Genomic DNA, 19,959 nt, shown 5'->3' on the forward strand with positions numbered 1-19,959 from the left:
TAGTAAGTGTTTAAGGGCGCATGGTGGATGCCTTGGCATCGAGAGCCGATGAAGGACGTGGGAGGCTGCGATATGCCTCGGGGAGCTGTCAACCGAGCATTGATCCGAGGATTTCCGAATGGGGAAACCCAGCACGAGTGATGTCGTGTTACCCGTACCTGAATATATAGGGTACGGGAGGTAACGCGGGGAAGTGAAACATCTCAGTACCCGTAGGAGAAGAAAACAATTGTGATTCCGTCAGTAGTGGCGAGCGAACGCGGAACAGGCTAAACCGCACGCATGTGTAACCGGGTAGGGGTTGTGTGTGCGGGGTTGTGGGATTGATATATCTCAGCTCTACCTGGCTGAGGGGTAGTCATAAAGTGTCGTGGTTAGCGGAAGTGGCCTGGGATGGTCCGCCATAGACGGTGAGAGCCCGGTACGCGAAAACCCGGCACCTGCCTTGTATCAACTCCCGAGTAGCAGCGGGCCCGTGGAATCTGCTGTGAATCTGCCGGGACCACCCGGTAAGCCTAAATACTTCTCGATGACCGATAGCGGATTAGTACCGTGAGGGAATGGTGAAAAGTACCCCGGGAGGGGAGTGAAATAGTACCTGAAACCGTGTGCCTACAATCCGTCAGAGCCTCCTCGTGGGGTGATGGCGTGCCTTTTGAAGAATGAGCCTGCGAGTCAGGGACACGTCGCGAGGTTAACCCGTGCGGGGTAGCCGTAGCGAAAGCGAGTCTGAATAGGGCGTATCACTAACGTGTGTAGTGGCGTGTTCTGGACCCGAAGCGGAGTGATCTACCCATGGCCAGGGTGAAGCGCGGGTAAGACCGCGTGGAGGCCCGAACCCACTTAGGTTGAAGACTGAGGGGATGAGCTGTGGGTAGGGGTGAAAGGCCAATCAAACTCCGTGATAGCTGGTTCTCCCCGAAATGCATTTAGGTGCAGCGTTACGTGTTTCACCACGGAGGTAGAGCTACTGGATGGCCGATGGGCCCTACTAGGTTACTGACGTCAGCCAAACTCCGAATGCCGTGGTGTATAGCGTGGCAGTGAGACGGCGGGGGATAAGCTCCGTACGTCGAGAGGGAAACAGCCCAGATCGCCGGCTAAGGCCCCTAAGCGTGTGCTAAGTGGAAAAGGATGTGCAGTCGCAGAGACAACCAGGAGGTTGGCTTAGAAGCAGCCACCCTTGAAAGAGTGCGTAATAGCTCACTGGTCAAGTGATTGTGCGCCGATAATGTAGCGGGGCTCAAGCACACCGCCGAAGCCGCGGCAACCGAAAGGTTGGGTAGGGGAGCGTCCCTCATTCAGCGAAGCAGCCGGGTGACCGTCTGTGGAGGATGGGGGAGTGAGAATGCAGGCATGAGTAGCGATAAGGCAAGTGAGAACCTTGCCCGCCGTAAGACCAAGGGTTCCTGGGCCAGGCCAGTCCGCCCAGGGTGAGTCGGGACCTAAGGCGAGGCCGACAGGCGTAGTCGATGGACAACGGGTTGATATTCCCGTACCCGTGTGTGGGCGCCCGTGATGAATCCATTCTGCTAACCACCCAAAAGGTGGTCTATCAATCCCTTCGGGGTGCGAAGATCGCCGGCTGCGTGGGACCCGGATGGGTAGTAGTCAAGCAATGGGGTGACGCAGGAAGGTAGCCGTACCAGTCAGTGGTAATACTGGGGTAAGCCTGTAGGGAGAGCGATAGGCAAATCCGTCGCTCATATTCCTGAGAGGTGATGCATAGCCGATTGAGGCGAATTCGGTGATCCTCTGCTGCCAAGAAAAGCCTCTAGCGAGCACACACACGGCCCGTACCCCAAACCGACACAGGTGGTCAGGTAGAGCATACCAAGGCGTACGAGATAACTATGGTTAAGGAACTCGGCAAAATGCCCCCGTAACTTCGGGAGAAGGGGGACCGGAATACCGTGAACAGCCTGCGCTGGGAGCGGGATCCGGTCGCAGAAACCAGTGAGAAGCGACTGTTTACTAAAAACACAGGTCCGTGCGAAGTCGCAAGACGATGTATACGGACTGACGCCTGCCCGGTGCTGGAAGGTTAAGAGGACCCGTTAACCGTAAGGTGAAGCGGAGAATTTAAGCCCCAGTAAACGGCGGTGGTAACTATAACCATCCTAAGGTAGCGAAATTCCTTGTCGGGTAAGTTCCGACCTGCACGAATGGCGTAACGACTTCTCAACTGTCTCAACCATAGACTCGGCGAAATTGCACTACGAGTAAAGATGCTCGTTACGCGCGGCAGGACGAAAAGACCCCGGGACCTTCACTACAACTTGGTATTGGTGTTCGGTACGGTTTGTGTAGGATAGGTGGGAGACTGTGAAACCCCGACGCCAGTCGGGGCGGAGTCGTTGTTGAAATACCACTCTGATCGTATTGGACACCTAACGTCGAACCGTATATCCGGTTCACGGACAGTGCCTGGCGGGTAGTTTAACTGGGGCGGTTGCCTCCTAAAATGTAACGGAGGCGCCCAAAGGTTCCCTCAACCTGGACGGCAATCAGGTGTTGAGTGTAAATGCACAAGGGAGCTTGACTGCGAGACTTACAAGTCAAGCAGGGACGAAAGTCGGGATTAGTGATCCGGCACCTCTGAGTGGAAGGGGTGTCGCTCAACGGATAAAAGGTACCCCGGGGATAACAGGCTGATCTTCCCCAAGAGTCCATATCGACGGGATGGTTTGGCACCTCGATGTCGGCTCGTCGCATCCTGGGGCTGGAGCAGGTCCCAAGGGTTGGGCTGTTCGCCCATTAAAGCGGCACGCGAGCTGGGTTTAGAACGTCGTGAGACAGTTCGGTCTCTATCCGCCGCGCGCGTCAGAAACTTGAGGAAACCTGTCCCTAGTACGAGAGGACCGGGACGGACGAACCTCTGGTATACCAGTTGTCCCACCAGGGGCACCGCTGGATAGCCACGTTCGGACAGGATAACCGCTGAAAGCATCTAAGCGGGAAACCTTCTCCAAGATCAGGTTTCTCACCCTTTTAGAGGGATAAGGCCCCCCGCAGACCACGGGTTCGATAGGCCAGACCTAGAAGCTCAGTAATGAGTGCAGGGAACTGGCACTAACCGGCCGAAAACTTACAACACACACTCGCAACCACAATCCAGCCCCATGGCACACTTGTCTTGGGACACCACACCCCCCACCATAATTCCTAAATAAATAGAGTTACGGCGGCCACAGCGACAGGGAAACGCCCGGTCCCATCCCGAACCCGGAAGCTAAGCCTGTCAGCGCCAATGATACTGCCCACTTGGGTGGAAAAGTAGGACACCGCCGAACATACACAAAAACACCCCCGGCAACGGGGGTGTTTTTGCATTCGAGGGAATGCCCAATAATTGGATCCCGGGAGTTGGCGTTCAATCGAATAATGTCGGATACGCCGACGCCGACTGGTATTGCTTTTCGAGGCGAAGCAGTGTTCGTTTCCGGTCGAGGCCCCCGCCGTAGCCGGTGAGACTGCCGCTGGCGCCGATCACCCGATGGCACGGAACGATGATCGCGAGCGGGTTGTGTCCGTTGGCCAATCCGACGGCCCGCGCGGAACCGGGCGCGCCGATCTGGCCGGCGATGCTTCCGTAGGACCGGGTCTGTCCGTACGGGATGGTCGTCAGCGCGGTCCACACGCGGCGCTGAAAGTCTGTGCCCCGCAGTTCGATGCGGATGCTGAATCTCGTGAGCTCGCCGGCGAAGTAGGCGCCGAGTTGCTCGACGGCGTCGCCGAACGCGGTCGGATTGTGCGACCAGCCGGCCCGGCTCGGCTCGTAGGTCTGGTCGACCATCCGCAGATTCGTCAGCACCCCTTCGTGGCCGGCAAGGGTCAGCAAGCCGATCGGGCTATCGATGGTGCGGAACTCGGTCATGCAACCTCCTGGGGTGGCCAGTCGTTCACCGGATGCTCGAGGGTGGTCCACAGGTGCTGGGTGGCGTAGGAACGCCACGGGCGCCAGCGGGCGCTGTGCGCGAGGAGAGTTCTCTCCTCGGTGGGTAAGCCAAGTTGCTTAGCGGCCAGGCGAATCCCCAGATCGCTGGCCGGGAAGGCGTCCGGGTCGCCGAGGGCGCGCATCGCGATCACCTCGGCGGTCCAAGGGCCGATGCCGGGCACCGCGAGCAGTAGCCGGCGGGCCGTCTCCCAATCGCTGCCGGCATCCAGGGCGATGGATCCGTCGGCGAGTCCGGCGACCAGCGCGCTGAGCGTCCGCTGCCGTGCCTTCGGGACGGCCAGGTGAATGGGATCGATGTCGGCGAGCCGCTCGACCGACGGGAACGTGTGGGTCAGCGCCCCCTCCGGATCGTCGACGGGTTGTCCGTACGCCGAAACCAAGCGGGCCGCATGGGTTCTCGCGGCCTTCGTCGATACCTGCTGGCCGAGCACGGCGCGGATGGCGAGCTCGGCCTCGTCGACGGTACGCGGGACCCGCTGCCCCGGAGCCTTGGCCACCACCGGTGCGAGTTCGGGATCACCGGACAGGGCGTCGACCACCGCTTCGGGATCGGCGTCGAGGTCGAGTAGCCGCCGGCACCGGGCGGTCGCTGTGGTCAGGTCGCGAAAGTCATCGAGCACCAGGCGGCAGCGCACGTGGTCGGCGGCGGGTGTCAGCGTGACGACCGCGTTGCCGGAGGGCAGCCGCAGGCTCCGCCGGTACGCGCCGCCCCTGACCTCTTCGCAACCCGGCACGGTGGTGGCCGCCAGATGGCCGAAAACGCCCGCGTAGGCGAACGGCGTACGCACCGGCAGTCGCAGGCACACCGAACCCGGTGAACTGTTGTCGGAACCGGATCGCACGTTCGCGCGGCGGCGTAGCTCCCTCGGGGTGCTTTCGAACACCGCCCGGACCGAGTCGTTGAACTGCCGGATGCTGGAGAATCCGGCGGCGAAGGCGACGTCGGCGAACGCCATGTCGGTGGTCTCGATCAACACCCGCGCCGTTTGCGCTCGCTGGGCGCGGGCCAGCGCAAGGGGGCCGGCGCCGACCTCGGCCTGCAGCAGGCGTTCCAGCTGACGGGTGGTGTAGCCGAGGTGGGCCGCGAGCCCTCCCACGCCCTCGCGGTCCACCGTGCCGTCGGCGATCAGCCGCATGGTCCGCGCGACGGCGTCGCCGCGCGTGTTCCACTCGGGGGATCCGGGCGACGCGTCGGGCCGGCAACGCTTACACGCGCGAAACCCGGCGCGCTGAGCGGCCGCGGCGGCCGGGTAGAACCGCACGTTGCGGGCGAACGGCGGGCGCACGGGGCAGCTCGGCCGGCAGTAGATCCGCGTCGTGAGCACCGCCGTGACGAACCAGCCGTCGAACCGGGCGTCTTTTGACTGGACGGCCCGGTAGCAGCGTTCGAAGTCGGTGTGCATGCCTCAACGATTACACCTCGTCGCCGACAAAACTGGCGGAAAAGCGACATGGCAGTGGGGGCGCGAGCGGCGGCCCCACGACAGATCAGACCCCCGCCGGCTGCTTTCGCGGCGGCAACGGACGGGGCCGCACCAGGGTCGGCCACCAGAACCACGGCCCCAGGATCCGCAGGATGCACGGCACGACGAACGAGCGCACGATCAACGTGTCGAGCAACAACCCGATGCACACGGTCGAACCGACCTGGCCGATGGTGCGCAGGTCGCTGGTGAGCATGGCCAGCATGGTGAAGGCGAAGACCAGACCCGCCGACGTCACCACCCCCCCCGTGCTGCCGAGCGCCCGGATGAGACCCGTGTGAATCCCGCCGTGCAACTCCTCTTTGACCCTGTTGATCAGGAGCAGGTTGTAGTCCGACCCGACCGCCACCAGGATGATGAAGGTCAGCGGCAGGACCAGCCAGTGCAGCGGCAGGCCAACGAGGTGCTGCCAGAAGAGGATCGACAGCCCGAACGCGCCGGCATAGGAGAACGCCACCGTCGCGGGAATCACCAACGCGGCCATCAGGCTTCGGGTGATGAACATCATGATCAAGAAGATCAGCACGAAGGCGGCGATCGCCGCGATCATCAGGTCGGACATCGCGTATTCCTTGATGTCCTTGTCGTTGGACCCCGATCCGCCGATGTAGATGCGCGCGCCGGCCAGCGACGTCTCCTTCAGGATCGTCTTGATCGCGTCGGGAAATTGTTCGACGTGCTCGACCCCTTCGGGGCCCATGGCGTCACCCTCGTGGGTGACGATGAAGCGGGCCGCCTTGCCGTCCGGCGACATCATCAACTTCATGCCCGTTTTGACGTCCTCGTTGTCGAACCCCTCGTGCGGGATGTAGAAGAAGTCGTCGCTGCGCGACTTGTCGAAGTCGTTGCCCACATTGATCGAATCGTCGAACGTTTGCTCGGTCTGGATGGACTGCAGGTCCGCCGAACCGTAGCTGTTGACCAGCTTCGACTGCAGCGCCTCGGTGTCGTCGGCGGTGGCCTTCAACTGGGCGATGATCTTCGGGAAGGTCTCGTCCACCACCGCCAGAGAGATCCTGGCGTATTTGATGTCCTCGGCCAGCTTGTCGATCTGGTCCAGCCCGTCGAACAACGACCGGAACGACCAGCAGATCGGGATGTCGAAACAGTGCTTCTCCCAATAGAAGTAGCTCTTGATCGGACGGAAGAAGTCGTCGACGTTCGAGACCTCCTCGTTGATCTCGTTGCTCACCCTTTCCAGGTCCTCGACGGTGAGCACCGTCTGGTGCAGCTCGTCGGAGACCCTCTGGAAGAAGCCGATCTCCTTGCGCAACACCTCGACCGAGTGCGCCTGGATGTCGGCCTGCGCATCGGTGTTGGAGTTCTGCTCCTCGTTGAACGGGAGTTGCTGCCCGTTGCCGCTGCCTTGCGTGGTGAACAGGTAGGGGATGCTGGCGTGCTCGAGCGCGCGGCCCAGGGGCCTGGTCATGCCTTGCACCATCGCGACGCCGTGCAGGCGGATCAGAGCCCGCGCGACGCGGTCCAGCGAGATGAAGTCGGCCGAGTTGCGCATGTCGTGATCGGTCTCGACCATCAGCATCTCGGAGAACAGCTTGCTCTTGGGAAAGTGCCGATCCGCCGCCTGAAAACCCAGATTGCTGGGCGAATTGGCCGGCTGGTACTGCCGGTCGTCGTAGTTCTGCCGGTAGCTCGGGACGAAGATCGCCCCGATCATGACGACGGCCGAACTTGCCGCCAGGATGGGCACGGGCCAGCGCACCACGCTCGCCCCGATGCGCCGGTAGAGACGTCCGTGCACGGTGGTTCTCGGGTCGAACATGCCGAAGAGGCTGCCGACGGTCAGGATCGCGGGGCCCAGCGACATCGCCGCCGCGATGGTGAACAGCATGGTGATCGCGACGGCCGGCCCCATGGTGTGGAAGTAGTTCAGGCGCGCGAACGTCAGGCAGTAACACGCGCCGGCGATCGTCAGCCCCGAGCCGATGATGATCGGAGTGACGCCCTTGTACGCGATGTAGAAGCTGTCCTCCCGGCTTTCACCGGCCTGCCGCGCCTCGTGATAGCGCCCCATCAAGAAGATGCCGTAATCGGTTCCCGCGCCCAGGGTCAGCGCGATCACGATGTTCACCGCGAACGACGACAGTTCGATGTACCCGAGGTGACCGAGCGTGGAGACGATGCCCTTCGCGACGAGCATTTCGATGAGGACCCCGAGCAGCGGCACCAACAGGGTCGACGGGGTGCGGTACACGATCAGCAGCAGCACGACGATGAGCAGGATCGTGACGATCGTGACGTTGTTCAGGCTCGCGTTCGCGATGGCCAGCGTGTCGGAGGCCAACGGCGCCGCGCCGCTGACGTAGACCTTGAGCCCCGGCGGTGGAGGGTCGTTCTTGATGATGTCCCGGACGGCGTCCACCGATTGGTTGGCCTCGATCTGACCGATGTCTCCGGCAAGACGCAACAGCACATACGTGCACTTGCCGTCCACGCTCTGCGCGCCCGCCGCGGTGAACGGCTTGCCCCACAGGTCCATCACGTACTGCACGTGCTTGGTGTCGCGCTCGAGGCGGCGCATCAGATCGTCGTAGTACCGGTGGTCCTGGTCGCCCAGTGGGCGGTTCACCGCCTCGAACACCACCATGGTCAAGTTGGTCGAGTTGGATTCGTGGAACTTGGCGCCGATGTGGAGCAGCGCGCGCTGCGAGGGCGCGTAGTGCGGGACCATCGGCCCGGCCAGTTCTTCCGCGACCCGTTCCACCTGGGGCATGAAAGTGTTCGTGGTGATCGCGAGCAGGCCCCAGAAGAAGATGATCGGTATGGCCAGAGCGCGGACCATCCTCGGGATGAACGGCCGTTTGACCCGCGGCTCATCGAAGCGATGCTCGCTCATGCCGATTTCACCCGGCATTGGACGTCGGCGTCCTGATGGTCACCCGAATGCTCATCGCGGACAACACCATCCACCAGCATCCGGCAACCCACCTGGCCACCGTGGACATGCACCGAGATGCTGCCCGACGCCACCGTCAGCGTGGTCGTCTCCGTGTGGGTCCAGGGCAGGGTCGTGACGTCGACCTGGTGCGGATGGCCGTCGATGTCGACGTAGACGAGCTTCCCGCCGTCGCCGACGGAGCCGAACACCTCGTAGGTGATCCGTTTGAGGTTGAACTCATCGGGCGCCTGCGGACCGTTGACGGTGATGACGGGCTCAGGTTCGGAGAACTGGTGCACCTTGTACATGCCCAGCAGGCCCACGCCCACGGCAACGACGGCGACCAGCGGCATCCAGATCCGCGCCAGGACAGTTCTGCTGGTCGCACGAGGGCTCACTCGATCACCTTCCGCCACTACACCCCGGGGGTCTGATGAGACCCGGCCATATCAATCAAGTTGACATCGCAACGCACCGAGGATACCAGCCTCACCGCACGGTCGCCGTCCGGAGGCGACGTCGCAGCCGCACGTGGCGGAGCAGCTGAATGGCGAGGTTGGTGGAGGTGATCATGGGGATGACGCCGAGGAACGTCCGCTCGGACGGTGTCGCCCCGTGGAGGTGTTCGAGACTCCCGAAGACGTAGAAGCAGCCGAGCATGAACAAGGCGCCGGGGATGCAGACCGCCCGCAGCGAGCCGCGATCTGCAACGATCTGCCGCGCATAGTCGAACTCGTCCTGCGACATCGGTTCACGCTTGCGGAGCTTGCGCACCACGGATTTGGCGCTGCCGATCTGCTCGCTGATGGGCAGGGTCGGCCGGCGCTCCAGCCGTCTGACATACACGGAAGCGACGGCGGCCAATACCACCGCACCGCAGACGGCAGCGGCCGCGAGGAGGCCGAATAGGTCCGAAGTCAGGTTCGACAAGGTTGCCCCTCCGCGTCGCCGGCGAACGTAGCATCATGCGCGTGATGTACACGGTTAGCCAATGCAGGCTGCGGGTAGCCTACCCCGCCTTACGTTGGGCACGCCAGACGGGATAAACATAAGGCACATTATGGACATTGGTGCGGACGCCATCGATAAGACAACGGCGCCGCAACGACGCGGCTTGAGGGGGCCACCCCCGCAGCCGACACGCGGTCGCCCGCAGGGATGATCCTGCGGGCGACCGCGTGTTGCGAATCGCGATCGGGGCTATTCGGGCGCAGCGCCCGAAACCGCCGAGCGCCCGGCACTAGCCGGGAGGGGTTCCCACGCAGACGCCGCCCGCGCAGGCGCCGGCACCGCCGGGTCCGGCCGAAGCCCCGGCGCCGGGCACGCCCGCGCTCGCGCCCCCGGGTCCGGCGCCGGCACCCGACCCGCCCGGGCCGGCGGTGGTGGCGCCCCCGGGTCCGACGGTCGGACCGGAGCCCGGTCCGGCGGGAGCCGATGAGGGGGCGGTCGTCGTCACGCTGGCCGGGGTGGTGACGGTAGTGGTGACCGTCGAGGTGGGCGCGTTCTTGTTCCCGGAACCGCAGGCCGCGGTCAACGGGCTCAACGCGAGCGCCGTGGCCGCGAGAGCGGCAACGGAGATGCGGCGACGGACGTGGTTCGCTGTCATGTCGGTGACTCTCTGTGTGGTGGGCCGATCTTTTTAGTCGATCTACCCACTTCGTCCACTTTCCAAGCGCGATCGGTCATGTCGACTTCGACTCGGGTGCGGCGACATGAGCGGGAGCGGCCAGCCGGGTGGTTGTATCGTGCCCGCGCAACGTCACCGTTTCCCCCAAAACCCAATGCGCGGCTTCGGTTTCACTCGCACCCAGCACGGTGTCGGCCGTCGCGAGCAGTCGCGCCGGGTGTGTTTTGGCGAGCTCGCACAGTCGCGCGGCCTCGTGAACCGGTCCGCCGATCACGGTGTATTCGAACCGTTCCCGGGCGCCCACGTTGCCGGCGACGACCTGACCCGCCGCCACACCGATACCGGCCTGGCACTCCGTTATCTCCCGCGCCAACCGGTCGGCGATGATGCGCGCCGCGGCCAGCGCGTGGTCCTCGGGACAGTCCAGGTGGTTGGGGGCGCCGAAGACGGCCAGCGTCGCGTCCCCCTCGAATTTGTTGACCAGACCGCAGTGCCGGTCCACCTCTTCGACGATGATCCCGAAGAAACGGTTGAGCAACTGCACGATCTCCGCTGCCGGCCGGTTAGTCACCAACTTCGTCGAGCCGACGATGTCGATGAAGAAGACGGCGACATGGCGTTCCTCGCCGCCCAGTTTCGGTCGCTCGCGCTCGGCGGCGAGTGCGACTTCGCGCCCGACGTGCCGGCCGAACAGGTCGCGCACGCGTTCGCGCTCGCGCAGGCCGTCGACCATCGCGTTGAAACCGCGCTGCAGCTCGCCGAGTTCGGTTCCGTCGAAGACGACGAGGTCGCCCCGCAGGTCGCCCCGTTCGACGCGGCTCAGCGCCGCGCGGACCACGCGCACCGGAGTCGCCGTGAGCCAGGCCAAAATCCACATCAGGAGGCATCCGAAGACGAGCGTGGCGATCGACACAATCAAAACGCCGACGGCGAACTGGGTTTCGGTCAGGTTGCGCATCAGGGCCTGGAATCCCGCCAGGAAGGCAATGCCGAGAACAGGCAGGCCCGATCCGAGGAACCAGACCACCATGGTCCGGCCCATGATGCCCGAGGCGAATCGCCGCGGTGGTGGCCCCGCTTCGAGCGCCTGAGCCGCCGCCGGGCGCAGCGCGAACTCGGCGAGTAGATAGCTGCCGGTGGCCACCAAGATCCCGCAGATTCCCACCGCGATGAGGAAGCGCGGGATGAACAGCGTGTCGACCAGGCCGTAGAGCGTCGTCAGCACCACGGCACCGAGACCCCACAGGATGAGGTCGAAGCGGGCGATCCGCCACGGAGCCAGGAAAGTGTTTCGCTCGTCGTCGCGGGTCGGCGTGCGCTCTTCGATTGCCCAGCGCAGTGAGATGACGGTCCTGCGGGTGATCCAGTAGGTGCCCACCGCCAGTGCGAGTGCGACATAGGCCGGTGCTGCTGCGAAGGTGATCCACCACGGCGCGTCGAAGACGCTCGGCTGCGGAATGGCGATGGTCACCAGGAGCAGCGCAACGGCGATGCCGATGAGATTGGCGCCCAGGACCAGCACGGTCAGGATGACCTGGATGCGAATGCGGCGACGGCGCTGGCTTTCGGAAACGCGCCCCAGCAGCAGGGAGCCGTACGCCGGGGTCTCTGGTAGCCGGCCGCTCTGACGGGTCAACGTCTCGAGCACCCGGCCTAGGCGCCGTGCCATTGTCTGTTGAGCCGACATGGTGGCGTCAGCCTAATTTGTCGGCCAGGCCCTAAGGTGAATCGGGTGCGTCTAGTGATCGCCCAGTGCACCGTGGACTATGTCGGCCGGCTGACCGCGCACCTCCCGTCGGCGCGCAGGCTGCTTCTCTTCAAGGCCGACGGGTCGGTCAGTGTGCACGCCGACGACCGCGCCTACAAGCCGCTGAACTGGATGAGCCCGCCGTGCTGGATCACCGAGGAGCCCGGCGAGCAACGGCCCGTGTGGGTGGTGGAGAACAAGGCGGGTGAACAGCTGCGCATCACCGTCGAGGACATCGAGCACGACTCGAGCCACGACCTGGGCATCGACCCGGGATTGGTCAAGGACGGCGTCGAGGCGCACCTGCAGGCGCTGCTCGCCGAGCACGTGCATCTGCTGGGCGACGGCTACACGCTGGTGCGCCGCGAATACATGACCGCGATCGGCCCCGTCGACCTGCTGTGCCGCGACGAACAGGGCGGCTCGGTCGCGGTGGAGATCAAGCGGCGCGGCGAGATCGACGGCGTCGAGCAGCTCACCCGCTATCTCGAGTTGCTCAATCGCGACAGCGTTCTCGCGCCGGTCAAGGGCGTGTTCGCCGCCCAGCAGATCAAGCCGCAGGCGCGCACGTTGGCCGTCGACCGCGGAATCCGTTGCTTGACACTGGATTACGACCAGATGCGCGGCATGGACAGCGACGAGTACCGGCTGTTCTGAAGTCCGCGATTAGACTGGCCGCATGGCTCGGCGCCGCACACCGCCACGCCGGCAGCGTGCGCTTCCGCCATTCCCGGCCCCGCGGCGGGAACCGGGGCCGGACGGGCACGAGTACGAGGTGCGTCCGGTCGCCGCGGCCCGTGCGGCCAAGACGTACCGGTGCCCCGGCTGTGATCACGAGATACGTTCGGGCACAGCACATTTGGTGGTGTGGCCGGCGGACGTCACCCTCGGCGGAGCCGACGATCGGCGGCACTGGCACACGACTTGCTGGGAACACCGCGCGACGCGCGGCCCCACCCGGAGGTGGTCGTGATCAGCCAGGTGTCAGGCGGCGGGCTCGACCAGCTCGATGAGCACTCCGCCGCCGTCCTTGGGGTGGACGAAGTTGATCCGGGAGTTTGCCGTGCCGCGCCTGGGGGCGTCGTAGACGAGCCGGATGCCCTGCGAACGGAGCTGCTCGCTCAGGCCGTCCAAGTCGCTGACGCGGACCGCCATCTGCTGGATCCCGGGGCCACGCTTGTCGAGGAACTTGGCGATGGTCGAGGACTCGTCGATGGGAGCCATCAGCTGAATCTGTGCGGTGCCCTTCGGGGCGCCGCGCACAGCGAGCATAGCCTCGCGTATACCCTGGTCGTCGTTGACTTCCTCGTGCACGAGGATCATGCCGAGGTGGTCGTGGTACCAGGTGATGGCGGCGTCCAGATCGGGAACCGCGATGCCGACATGATCGATGGCCGTCACCAAAGAGGTGCTCAGAAACTGACGGGCGTCAACTTGATCGGTCGTCATTTCACAACGGTAACCTGACGGCAACGATTCCGCTTCTCGAGGGAGCGCAATCTGCCGTCCGCCCAGGCCTAGGAGGTAGTTATGACGACGTCGGTGATCGTTGCTGGAGCCCGTACACCCATCGGGAAATTGATGGGCTCGCTGAAGGACTTCTCGGCCAGCGATCTGGGCGCCATTGCCATCGCCGGCGCTCTGGAGAAAGCCGGCGTGGCGGCCTCCGCGGTCGAGTACGTGATCATGGGCCAGGTGCTCACGGCCGGCGCCGGCCAGATGCCGGCGCGCCAGGCGGCGGTGGCGGCCGGCATCGGCTGGGACGTCCCGGCGCTGACCATCAACAAGATGTGCCTGTCCGGCATCGACGCCATCGCCCTGGCTGACCAGCTGATTCGGGCCGGCGAGTTCGACGTGGTGGTGGCCGGCGGTCAGGAGTCGATGACCAGGGCGCCGCATCTCCTGATGGACAGCCGCGCGGGCTACAAGTACGGCGACGTCACCGTCCTGGACCACATGGCCTACGACGGCCTGCACGACGTCTTCACCGATCAGCCGATGGGAGCGCTGACCGAACAGCGCAACGACGTGGACAAATTCACCCGTGCCGAGCAGGACGAGTTCGCGGCGCGGTCGCACCGGCTGGCGGCGGCGGCCTGGAAGGACGGCGTCTTCGCCGACGAGGTGGTGCCGGTCAGCATCCCCCAGCGCAAGGGCGATCCGTTGCAGTTCACCGAGGACGAGGGGATTCGCGCGAACACCACTGCCGAGTCGTTGGCCGGTCTGAAGCCGGCGTTCCGCCGCGATGGCACCATCACCGCGGGTTCGGCGTCGCAGATATCGGACGGAGCGGCGGCGGTAGTGGTCATGAACAAGGAGAAGGCCCGGGAACTGGGGCTGACATGGCTGGTCGAGATAGGCGCGCACGGCGTCGTGGCCGGCCCGGACTCGACCCTGCAGTCCCAGCCGGCGAACGCGATCAAGAAGGCGCTCCTGCGTGAGGGCATCACGATCGACCAGCTCGACGTCGTGGAGATCAACGAGGCCTTCTCGGCGGTCGCGCTGGCCTCGACCCGTGAGCTGGGCGTGAATCCCGACATCGTCAACGTCAACGGTGGCGCGATCGCCGTCGGGCACCCCATCGGCATGTCCGGAGCCAGGATCACGCTGCACGCAGCGCTCGAGCTGTCCCGGCGGGGATCGGGCTACGGCGTGGCGGCCCTCTGCGGGGCCGGCGGCCAGGGCGACGCGCTGATTCTGCGCGCTAAGTAAACTGGCGGGTAACTTTGCTGGGCGCTCGCGACTCCGAACCCGCAGCTCACGGTGTGACTTTTGTCATACCGGCTCCCTCGGCGCTCGTTTGCTGTCAGGGTGCCGGCGTGTCGGGCTGTACCGGCACCGCAGGCAACACCGGGTGGCTCCGCGGCCGACGCGCATGACAAACTTGACGACGTGACGCGTCCGCGATCCTCGATCGGTCCCGCGCTGGCTGGTGCGGTCGACCTGTCGGGCCTCAAGCAACGAGCCCAGCAGCCCGCGCCCCCCGGCGGTCCCGGCGCCTCGGCGCCGGGGGCGGAAGGTGGCCCCGGGGTCACCGCCATCACCGAGGCCAACTTCGAGAACGAAGTCCTGATCCGGTCTGAGGAAATACCGGTGGTCGTGCTGTTGTGGTCACCGCGCAGCGAAGCCTGTGTCGACCTCGTCGAGATGTTGTCCGGCCTGGCCGCCGAGGACAAGGGGAAATGGTCGCTGGCGACGGTCAACGTCGACGTGGCCCCCAGAGTGGCACAGATCTTCGGCATCGACGCCGTGCCCACCGTCGTCGCGCTGGCCGCCGGGCAGCCGTTGTCGAGTTTTCAAGGGGTGCAGCCGCCCGACCAGTTGCGGCGCTGGCTGGATTCGCTGCTGTCCGCGACCGCCGGAAAGCTCAGGGGCGCAGCAGGATTCGAAGAGGGCGAGGAAGTCGACCCCGAACTGGCCGCGGCCCGCGGGCACCTCGAGGCGGGAGATTTCGACGCGGCCAGGGCGGCGTATCAGGCGATCCTGGATGGCAACCCGGCCAGCGCCGAGGCCAAGGGCGCCATTCGTCAGATCGACTTTCTCACGCGCGCCACGGCCCAGCGTCCCGACGCCGTCGCCGTCGCCGACGCCGCGCCCGGCGACATCGACGCGGCACTCGCGGCCGCGGACGTCGAGATTCTCAACCAGGACGTCAATGCCGCATTCGAGCGCCTGATCGCCTTGGTGCGCACCACATCCGGGGACGAGCGCACGCGCGTGCGCACCCGCCTGGTCGAGCTGTTCGAACTGTTCGACCCCGCCGATCCCGAGGTGGTGGTCGGCCGGCGAAATCTGGCCAACGCGCTGTACTGACCGACCAGTTCGTTACTCCGGTTCCAGCCACAACGCCGCGGTGGGCGGCAACACCAGCACCGCCGAGGCGGGGCGTCCGTGCCACGGGTCCTCGGTGGCGTCGACGCCGCCCATGTTGCCGATGCCGGCCCCGTTGTAGTCGCTCGCGTCGGTGTTGAGCACCTCGCGCCAGCGCCCGGCGTAGGGCAGGCCGAGTCGGTAGCCGCTGTGCTCGCTGCCGGAGAAGTTGAACACACAGGCCATCACCGAGCCGTCACTTCCGTACCGCAGGAAGCTCAAGACGTTGTTGGCCGAGTCGTTGGCGTCGATCCAGGAGTAGCCGTCGGGAACGGTGTCCTGGCTCCACAGCGCGGGGTGCGCCTTGTAGATGGCGTTGATGTCGCGCACCAGGCGCAGGATCCCGTTGGAGAATCCCTGCTCGTCGAGCTGCCACCAGTCCAGGCCGCGCTCCTCCGACCACTCGGCACGCTGACCGAATTCCTGTCCCATGAACAGCAATTGCTTGCCCGGATGTGCCCACTGGTAGGCCAGCAGGCTGCGCAGTCCCGCGGCCTTGGTGTGATTGTTGCCCGGCATGCGGCCCCACAGCGTGCCCTTGCCGTGCACCACCTCGTCGTGGCTGAGCGGAAGCACGTAATTCTCGCTGAACGCGTACAGCATCGAGAAGGTCATCTCGCCGTGGTGGAAGCTGCGGTAGATCGGGTCACGGCTGATGTAGTCGAGGGTGTCGTGCATCCACCCCATGTTCCACTTCATCGAGAAGCCAAGGCCACCAAGGTTGGTGGGCCGCGTCACGCCGGGCCACGATGTCGACTCCTCGGCGATGGTGACGATGCCGGGGGCGCTCTTGTGCGCGGTCGCGTTCATCTCCTGGAGGAACTGCACGGCTTCGAGGTTCTCGCGGCCGCCGTAGATGTTCGGTGTCCAGCCGCCCGCGGGGCGCGAGTAGTCCAGGTAGAGCATTGACGCGACGGCGTCCACCCGCAGCCCGTCGACGTGGTATTCCTCGAGCCAATACAGGGCGTTGGCCACCAGGAAGTTGCGCACCTCCGAACGGCCGAAGTCGAAAACATATGTGCCCCAATCGAGCTGCTCTCCACGCTTGGGGTCGGCATGCTCGTAGAGCGGGGTGCCGTCGAACCGGCCAAGCGCCCACGCGTCCTTGGGGAAGTGCGCCGGCACCCAGTCCACCAGGACGCCGACACCGGCGCGGTGCAGGGCGTCGACCAGCGCCCGGAATTCGTCGGGTGTGCCGAACCGCGACGTGGGAGCGTAGTAGGAGGTCACCTGGTAGCCCCAGGATCCGGCGAACGGGTGCTCGGCCACGGGCAGCAGCTCGACGTGGGTGAACCCGTTCTCCACAACGTATTCCGTCAGCTCATGGGCGAGCTGGGAATAGCTGAGCCCGGGACGCCAGGAGCCGAGGTGGACCTCCAGCGTGCTCATCGGCTCGAACACGGGGTTGCGCCGGGCACGCTGTTCCATCCACTCGGCATCTGACCACGTGTACTCGCTGCGCGTCACTTTCGACGCGGTGTGCGGGGGGACCTCGGTGGCGAAGGCCATCGGGTCGGCTCGCTCCGTCACGACGCCGTCGGCACCGTGAACGCGGAACTTGTAGAGCCCGCCGATCGCGAAACCGGGCCAGAACAACTCCCACACTCCCGAGCTGCCCAGCGACCGCATGGGGGCGTCGTTACCGGTCCAGCCGTTGAACTCGCCGATCAGGCTGACGCCTTCGGCGTTAGGCGCCCACACCGCGAACGACACCCCGTCCACCACACCGTCGGGAGTGGTGAACGAACGCGGATGTGCGCCAAGGACTTCCCAGAGCCGCTCGTGGCGGCCCTCGCCGAACAGGAAGAGATCCATCTCTCCCAGGGTGGGCAGGAATCGGTAGGCGTCGGCGACGGTGTAGGGCTCGGCGCCCTCATAGGTCACCTGAAGCCGGTAATCGACCAGGTCGACGAACGGCAGTGCCACGGCGAACAAACCCGATTCGATGTGCTGCATGGGCAGCCGGTCGTCACCCACCAGCACGGCGACCTCGGCCGCGTGGGGGCGGTAGGCCCGGATGACGGTGTGGTCGTCGTATTCGTGCGCCCCCAGGATGCCGTGCGGGTTGTAGTGCGTGCCCGCGATCAGGCGGGACAGATCGGCGGGGTCGGGCGCCAGGTGTGTCCCGGCGAGTTGGTCCGCTTGACTCATTTCGCTTTCACCTCCGGTCCTCTTCATCGCCTGCGCAGCAGCTTCATTCGAGCGTCATGCGGCACGAGCGGCATGTTGATGATGTGCGCGACCGCCTGCGCGGGGTCGATGCGAACGTAATTGGCCTGGCCCCATTGGAATTCCTGACCGGTGATCTCGTCTCGCACCCAGAAACGCTCGTAGGGTTCCCTGCCCAGGCCTTCCATGTCCAGCCACAGCGTCGCCTCCTCGGGCCCGAACGCGTTGAGCGACACGACCACCAGCACGCAGTCGCCCGTGGCAGGATCGAATTTGCTGTAGGCCATCAATGCATCGTTGTCCACGCCGTGGAAGTGGATGGTGCGCAACTGCTGCAATGCGGGGTGCAGCCGCCGAATCTCGTTGAGCTGGGTGATGAACGGCTCCAGCGATCGGCCCTCCGCGAGCGCGCCGGCGAAGTCGCGGGGCCGCAGCTCGTACTTCTCGGAGTCGAGGTACTCCTCGCTGCCCTCCCGCACCGCGCGGTGTTCGAACAATTCGTAGCCCGAGTAGACACCCCAGGCGGGACCCATGGTCGCCGCCAGCACGGCGCGGATGGCGAACATGCCCGGACCGTTGTGCTGCAGGATGGCGTGCAGGATGTCCGGGGTGTTCACGAACAGGTTGGGCCGCCGGAAGTCGGCGAGCGCGGCGATGTCGTTGCCGAATTCGGTGAGCTCCCATTTGGCGATGCGCCACGTGAAGTAGCTGTAGGACTGGGTGAATCCGATTTTGGCCAGGCCGTACTGCCGCGCCGGCGGCGTGAAGGCCTCGGACAGGAACAGCACGTCGGGATCGATCGTCTTGACCTGCGCGATCAGCCAGGCCCAGAAGTCCGGCGGCTTGGTGTGGGGATTGTCGACGCGGAAGAACTTGACGCCGTGATCCATCCAGTGCCGGACCACCCGCAGCACCTCGTCGTACAGGCCGGCCGGGTCGTTGTCGAAGTTGAGCGGGTAGATGTCCTGGTATTTCTTCGGGGGGTTCTCCGCGTAGGCAATGGTGCCGTCGGGCAGTTCGGTGAACCATTGGCGGTGGTCGCGGGCCCACGGATGGTCGGGTGCGCACTGCAACGCCAGGTCCAGCGCGACCTCCATGCCCAATTCTCGTGTCGCTGCGACGAATCGGTCGAAGTCGTCGATGGTGCCCAGGGCCGGGTGAACGGCGTCGTGCCCGCCTTCGTCGCTGCCGATTGCCCACGGCGAGCCGACGTCTCCGGGCGCCGCGGTGGGAGAGTTGTTGCGGCCCTTACGATGCACCTTGCCAATGGGGTGGATCGGCGGCAGGTACACGACGTCGAAGCCCATGGCCGCGATGCGCGGCAGCTGCTCGGCCGCCGTGGCAAAGGTGCCGTGCACCGGATTGCCCTCGGCGTCCCAACCGCCGGTGGAGCGCGGAAACATCTCGTACCACGACCCGAAGCGGGCCAGCGGCCGATCCACCCAGACCCCGTACTGCTGTCCCCGGGTCACGAGGTCGCGCAACGGATAACTCGCCAAAAGCTCCGTGATTTCGGGGGACAGCGCCAGCGCCGTGCGGGTGGTGGGGTCCCCGGGGGCGCGCAATGCTTCGGCGGCGGCCAGCAGCGGGTCACGGTGGGCGCGCGGCACGCCGGTCGCCGCCCGCTCGAACAGCGCGGCGCCGACCAGCAGGTCGTTCGACAACTCCGTCTCGCCCTGGCCGGCCTCCAGCTTTGCCACCAGCCCGTGCCGCCAGCTCTCGATCGAGTCGCCCCACCCGTCGACGCGGAAGGTCCACAGCCCGACCCGGTCGGGCGTGAAGTGCCCGTGGAAGACGTAGGGCTCGAGACCCATCGTCATGGGAAACTGCAACGGCTTGACCCGCTGCTGTTCGGCGACTTCTGGCTCGATTCCGATCGGCTGCTCGGGCGCCTGAACCGCTTTGATCCGACGGGTTTCGCCTACCTGCGGGTAGCGCGGTCCGAGGTAGCGCACGACCAGCGTCGCGGCGACAGCTTCGTGGCCCTCCCGCCAGACCGCGGCGCTGACCGGGACCGTCTCACCCACCACGGCCTTGGCGGGGTAGGCGCCGCAGGAAACGACGGGCTGGACGTTATCGATCTCGACACGGCCGGGCACCACCACTCCGTTCCGATTGTGGACGGCAATACCGCGGTGGTGTGGAACCTCGCGGCACGCCTCTCGTCTGGAGAAACCTTGTTGTCGTGAGAGCTTCCTGTACTGGGAA

At 65.2% G+C, this 19,959-nt stretch carries 14 protein-coding genes and 2 rRNA genes; 6 read left to right on the forward strand and 10 right to left on the reverse strand.

Features of this window, described 5'->3' with window-relative positions:
* Together G6N48_RS01375 and rrf are read left to right on the forward strand one after the other, a co-directional pair.
* Positions 1 to 3,096, forward strand: a 23S ribosomal RNA gene (locus G6N48_RS01375).
* A gap of 84 nt (positions 3,097 to 3,180) precedes the next feature.
* Positions 3,181 to 3,293: ribosomal RNA gene (rrf, locus tag G6N48_RS01380) — 5S ribosomal RNA — on the forward strand.
* Positions 3,294 to 3,373: 80 nt separating this feature from the next.
* Here rrf and G6N48_RS01385 read toward each other — a convergent pair.
* From G6N48_RS01385 to G6N48_RS01415, 7 genes are all read right to left on the reverse strand, one after another.
* Positions 3,374 to 3,877, reverse strand: coding sequence for a methylated-DNA--[protein]-cysteine S-methyltransferase (locus tag G6N48_RS01385; protein ID WP_085268954.1), 504 nt, complete (start codon positions 3,875 to 3,877; stop codon positions 3,374 to 3,376).
* Positions 3,874 to 5,361, reverse strand: coding sequence for a DNA-3-methyladenine glycosylase 2 family protein (locus G6N48_RS01390; protein WP_085268953.1), 1,488 nt, complete (start codon positions 5,359 to 5,361; stop codon positions 3,874 to 3,876). Before G6N48_RS01390 ends, G6N48_RS01385 begins: the two co-directional genes overlap by 4 nt.
* A gap of 85 nt (positions 5,362 to 5,446) precedes the next feature.
* Positions 5,447 to 8,296: an MMPL/RND family transporter gene (locus G6N48_RS01395; protein WP_085268952.1), complete on the reverse strand. Its 2,850-nt coding sequence runs from the start codon at positions 8,294 to 8,296 to the stop codon at positions 5,447 to 5,449.
* Complete coding sequence (locus G6N48_RS01400) at positions 8,293 to 8,691, reverse strand: MmpS family transport accessory protein (protein ID WP_085268951.1); 399 nt, start codon at positions 8,689 to 8,691, stop codon at positions 8,293 to 8,295. Before G6N48_RS01400 ends, G6N48_RS01395 begins: the two co-directional genes overlap by 4 nt.
* A gap of 136 nt (positions 8,692 to 8,827) precedes the next feature.
* On the reverse strand, positions 8,828 to 9,259 hold the full coding sequence (locus G6N48_RS01405) for a hypothetical protein (RefSeq protein ID WP_085269045.1): 432 nt from the start codon (positions 9,257 to 9,259) through the stop codon (positions 8,828 to 8,830).
* 319 nt (positions 9,260 to 9,578) lie between these two features.
* Entirely contained in the window at positions 9,579 to 9,944 is a 366-nt protein-coding gene (locus G6N48_RS01410) for a hypothetical protein (RefSeq protein ID WP_085268950.1), read from the reverse strand.
* A 76-nt stretch (positions 9,945 to 10,020) separates the two neighbouring features.
* Positions 10,021 to 11,652: an adenylate/guanylate cyclase domain-containing protein gene (locus G6N48_RS01415; RefSeq protein ID WP_085268949.1), complete on the reverse strand. Its 1,632-nt coding sequence runs from the start codon at positions 11,650 to 11,652 to the stop codon at positions 10,021 to 10,023.
* 45 nt (positions 11,653 to 11,697) lie between these two features.
* On the opposite strand from G6N48_RS01415, the gene nucS reads away from it, so the two are divergent.
* Entirely contained in the window at positions 11,698 to 12,369 is a 672-nt protein-coding gene (gene nucS, locus G6N48_RS01420; RefSeq protein WP_085269044.1) for an endonuclease NucS, read from the forward strand.
* A 22-nt stretch (positions 12,370 to 12,391) separates the two neighbouring features.
* The gene (locus G6N48_RS01425; protein ID WP_085268948.1) at positions 12,392 to 12,685 is read left to right on the forward strand and encodes a hypothetical protein; all 294 of its coding nucleotides are present in this window, start codon (positions 12,392 to 12,394) and stop codon (positions 12,683 to 12,685) included.
* 11 nt (positions 12,686 to 12,696) lie between these two features.
* Here the strand turns inward: G6N48_RS01425 and mce are convergent, their stop codons facing one another.
* Positions 12,697 to 13,161 (reverse strand): methylmalonyl-CoA epimerase, encoded by a 465-nt coding sequence (gene mce, locus G6N48_RS01430; RefSeq protein ID WP_085268947.1) that lies wholly within the window; start codon positions 13,159 to 13,161, stop codon positions 12,697 to 12,699.
* Between the two features lie 81 nt (positions 13,162 to 13,242).
* On the opposite strand from mce, the gene G6N48_RS01435 reads away from it, so the two are divergent.
* Together G6N48_RS01435 and G6N48_RS01440 are read left to right on the forward strand one after the other, a co-directional pair.
* The gene (locus G6N48_RS01435) at positions 13,243 to 14,424 is read left to right on the forward strand and encodes an acetyl-CoA C-acetyltransferase (RefSeq protein ID WP_085268946.1); all 1,182 of its coding nucleotides are present in this window, start codon (positions 13,243 to 13,245) and stop codon (positions 14,422 to 14,424) included.
* Between the two features lie 180 nt (positions 14,425 to 14,604).
* The gene (locus G6N48_RS01440; protein WP_085268945.1) at positions 14,605 to 15,525 is read left to right on the forward strand and encodes a tetratricopeptide repeat protein; all 921 of its coding nucleotides are present in this window, start codon (positions 14,605 to 14,607) and stop codon (positions 15,523 to 15,525) included.
* Between the two features lie 12 nt (positions 15,526 to 15,537).
* On the opposite strand, the gene glgB is transcribed toward G6N48_RS01440, so the two are convergent.
* Together glgB and G6N48_RS01450 are read right to left on the reverse strand one after the other, a co-directional pair.
* On the reverse strand, positions 15,538 to 17,733 hold the full coding sequence (gene glgB / locus G6N48_RS01445) for a 1,4-alpha-glucan branching protein GlgB (RefSeq protein WP_085268944.1): 2,196 nt from the start codon (positions 17,731 to 17,733) through the stop codon (positions 15,538 to 15,540).
* Between the two features lie 23 nt (positions 17,734 to 17,756).
* Positions 17,757 to 19,850, reverse strand: coding sequence for an alpha-1,4-glucan--maltose-1-phosphate maltosyltransferase (locus tag G6N48_RS01450; RefSeq protein WP_211282026.1), 2,094 nt, complete (start codon positions 19,848 to 19,850; stop codon positions 17,757 to 17,759).
* Positions 19,851 to 19,959 lie beyond the last annotated feature (109 nt).

This window comes from Mycobacterium parmense (genome assembly GCF_010730575.1).
Classification (GTDB): domain Bacteria; phylum Actinomycetota; class Actinomycetes; order Mycobacteriales; family Mycobacteriaceae; genus Mycobacterium; species Mycobacterium parmense.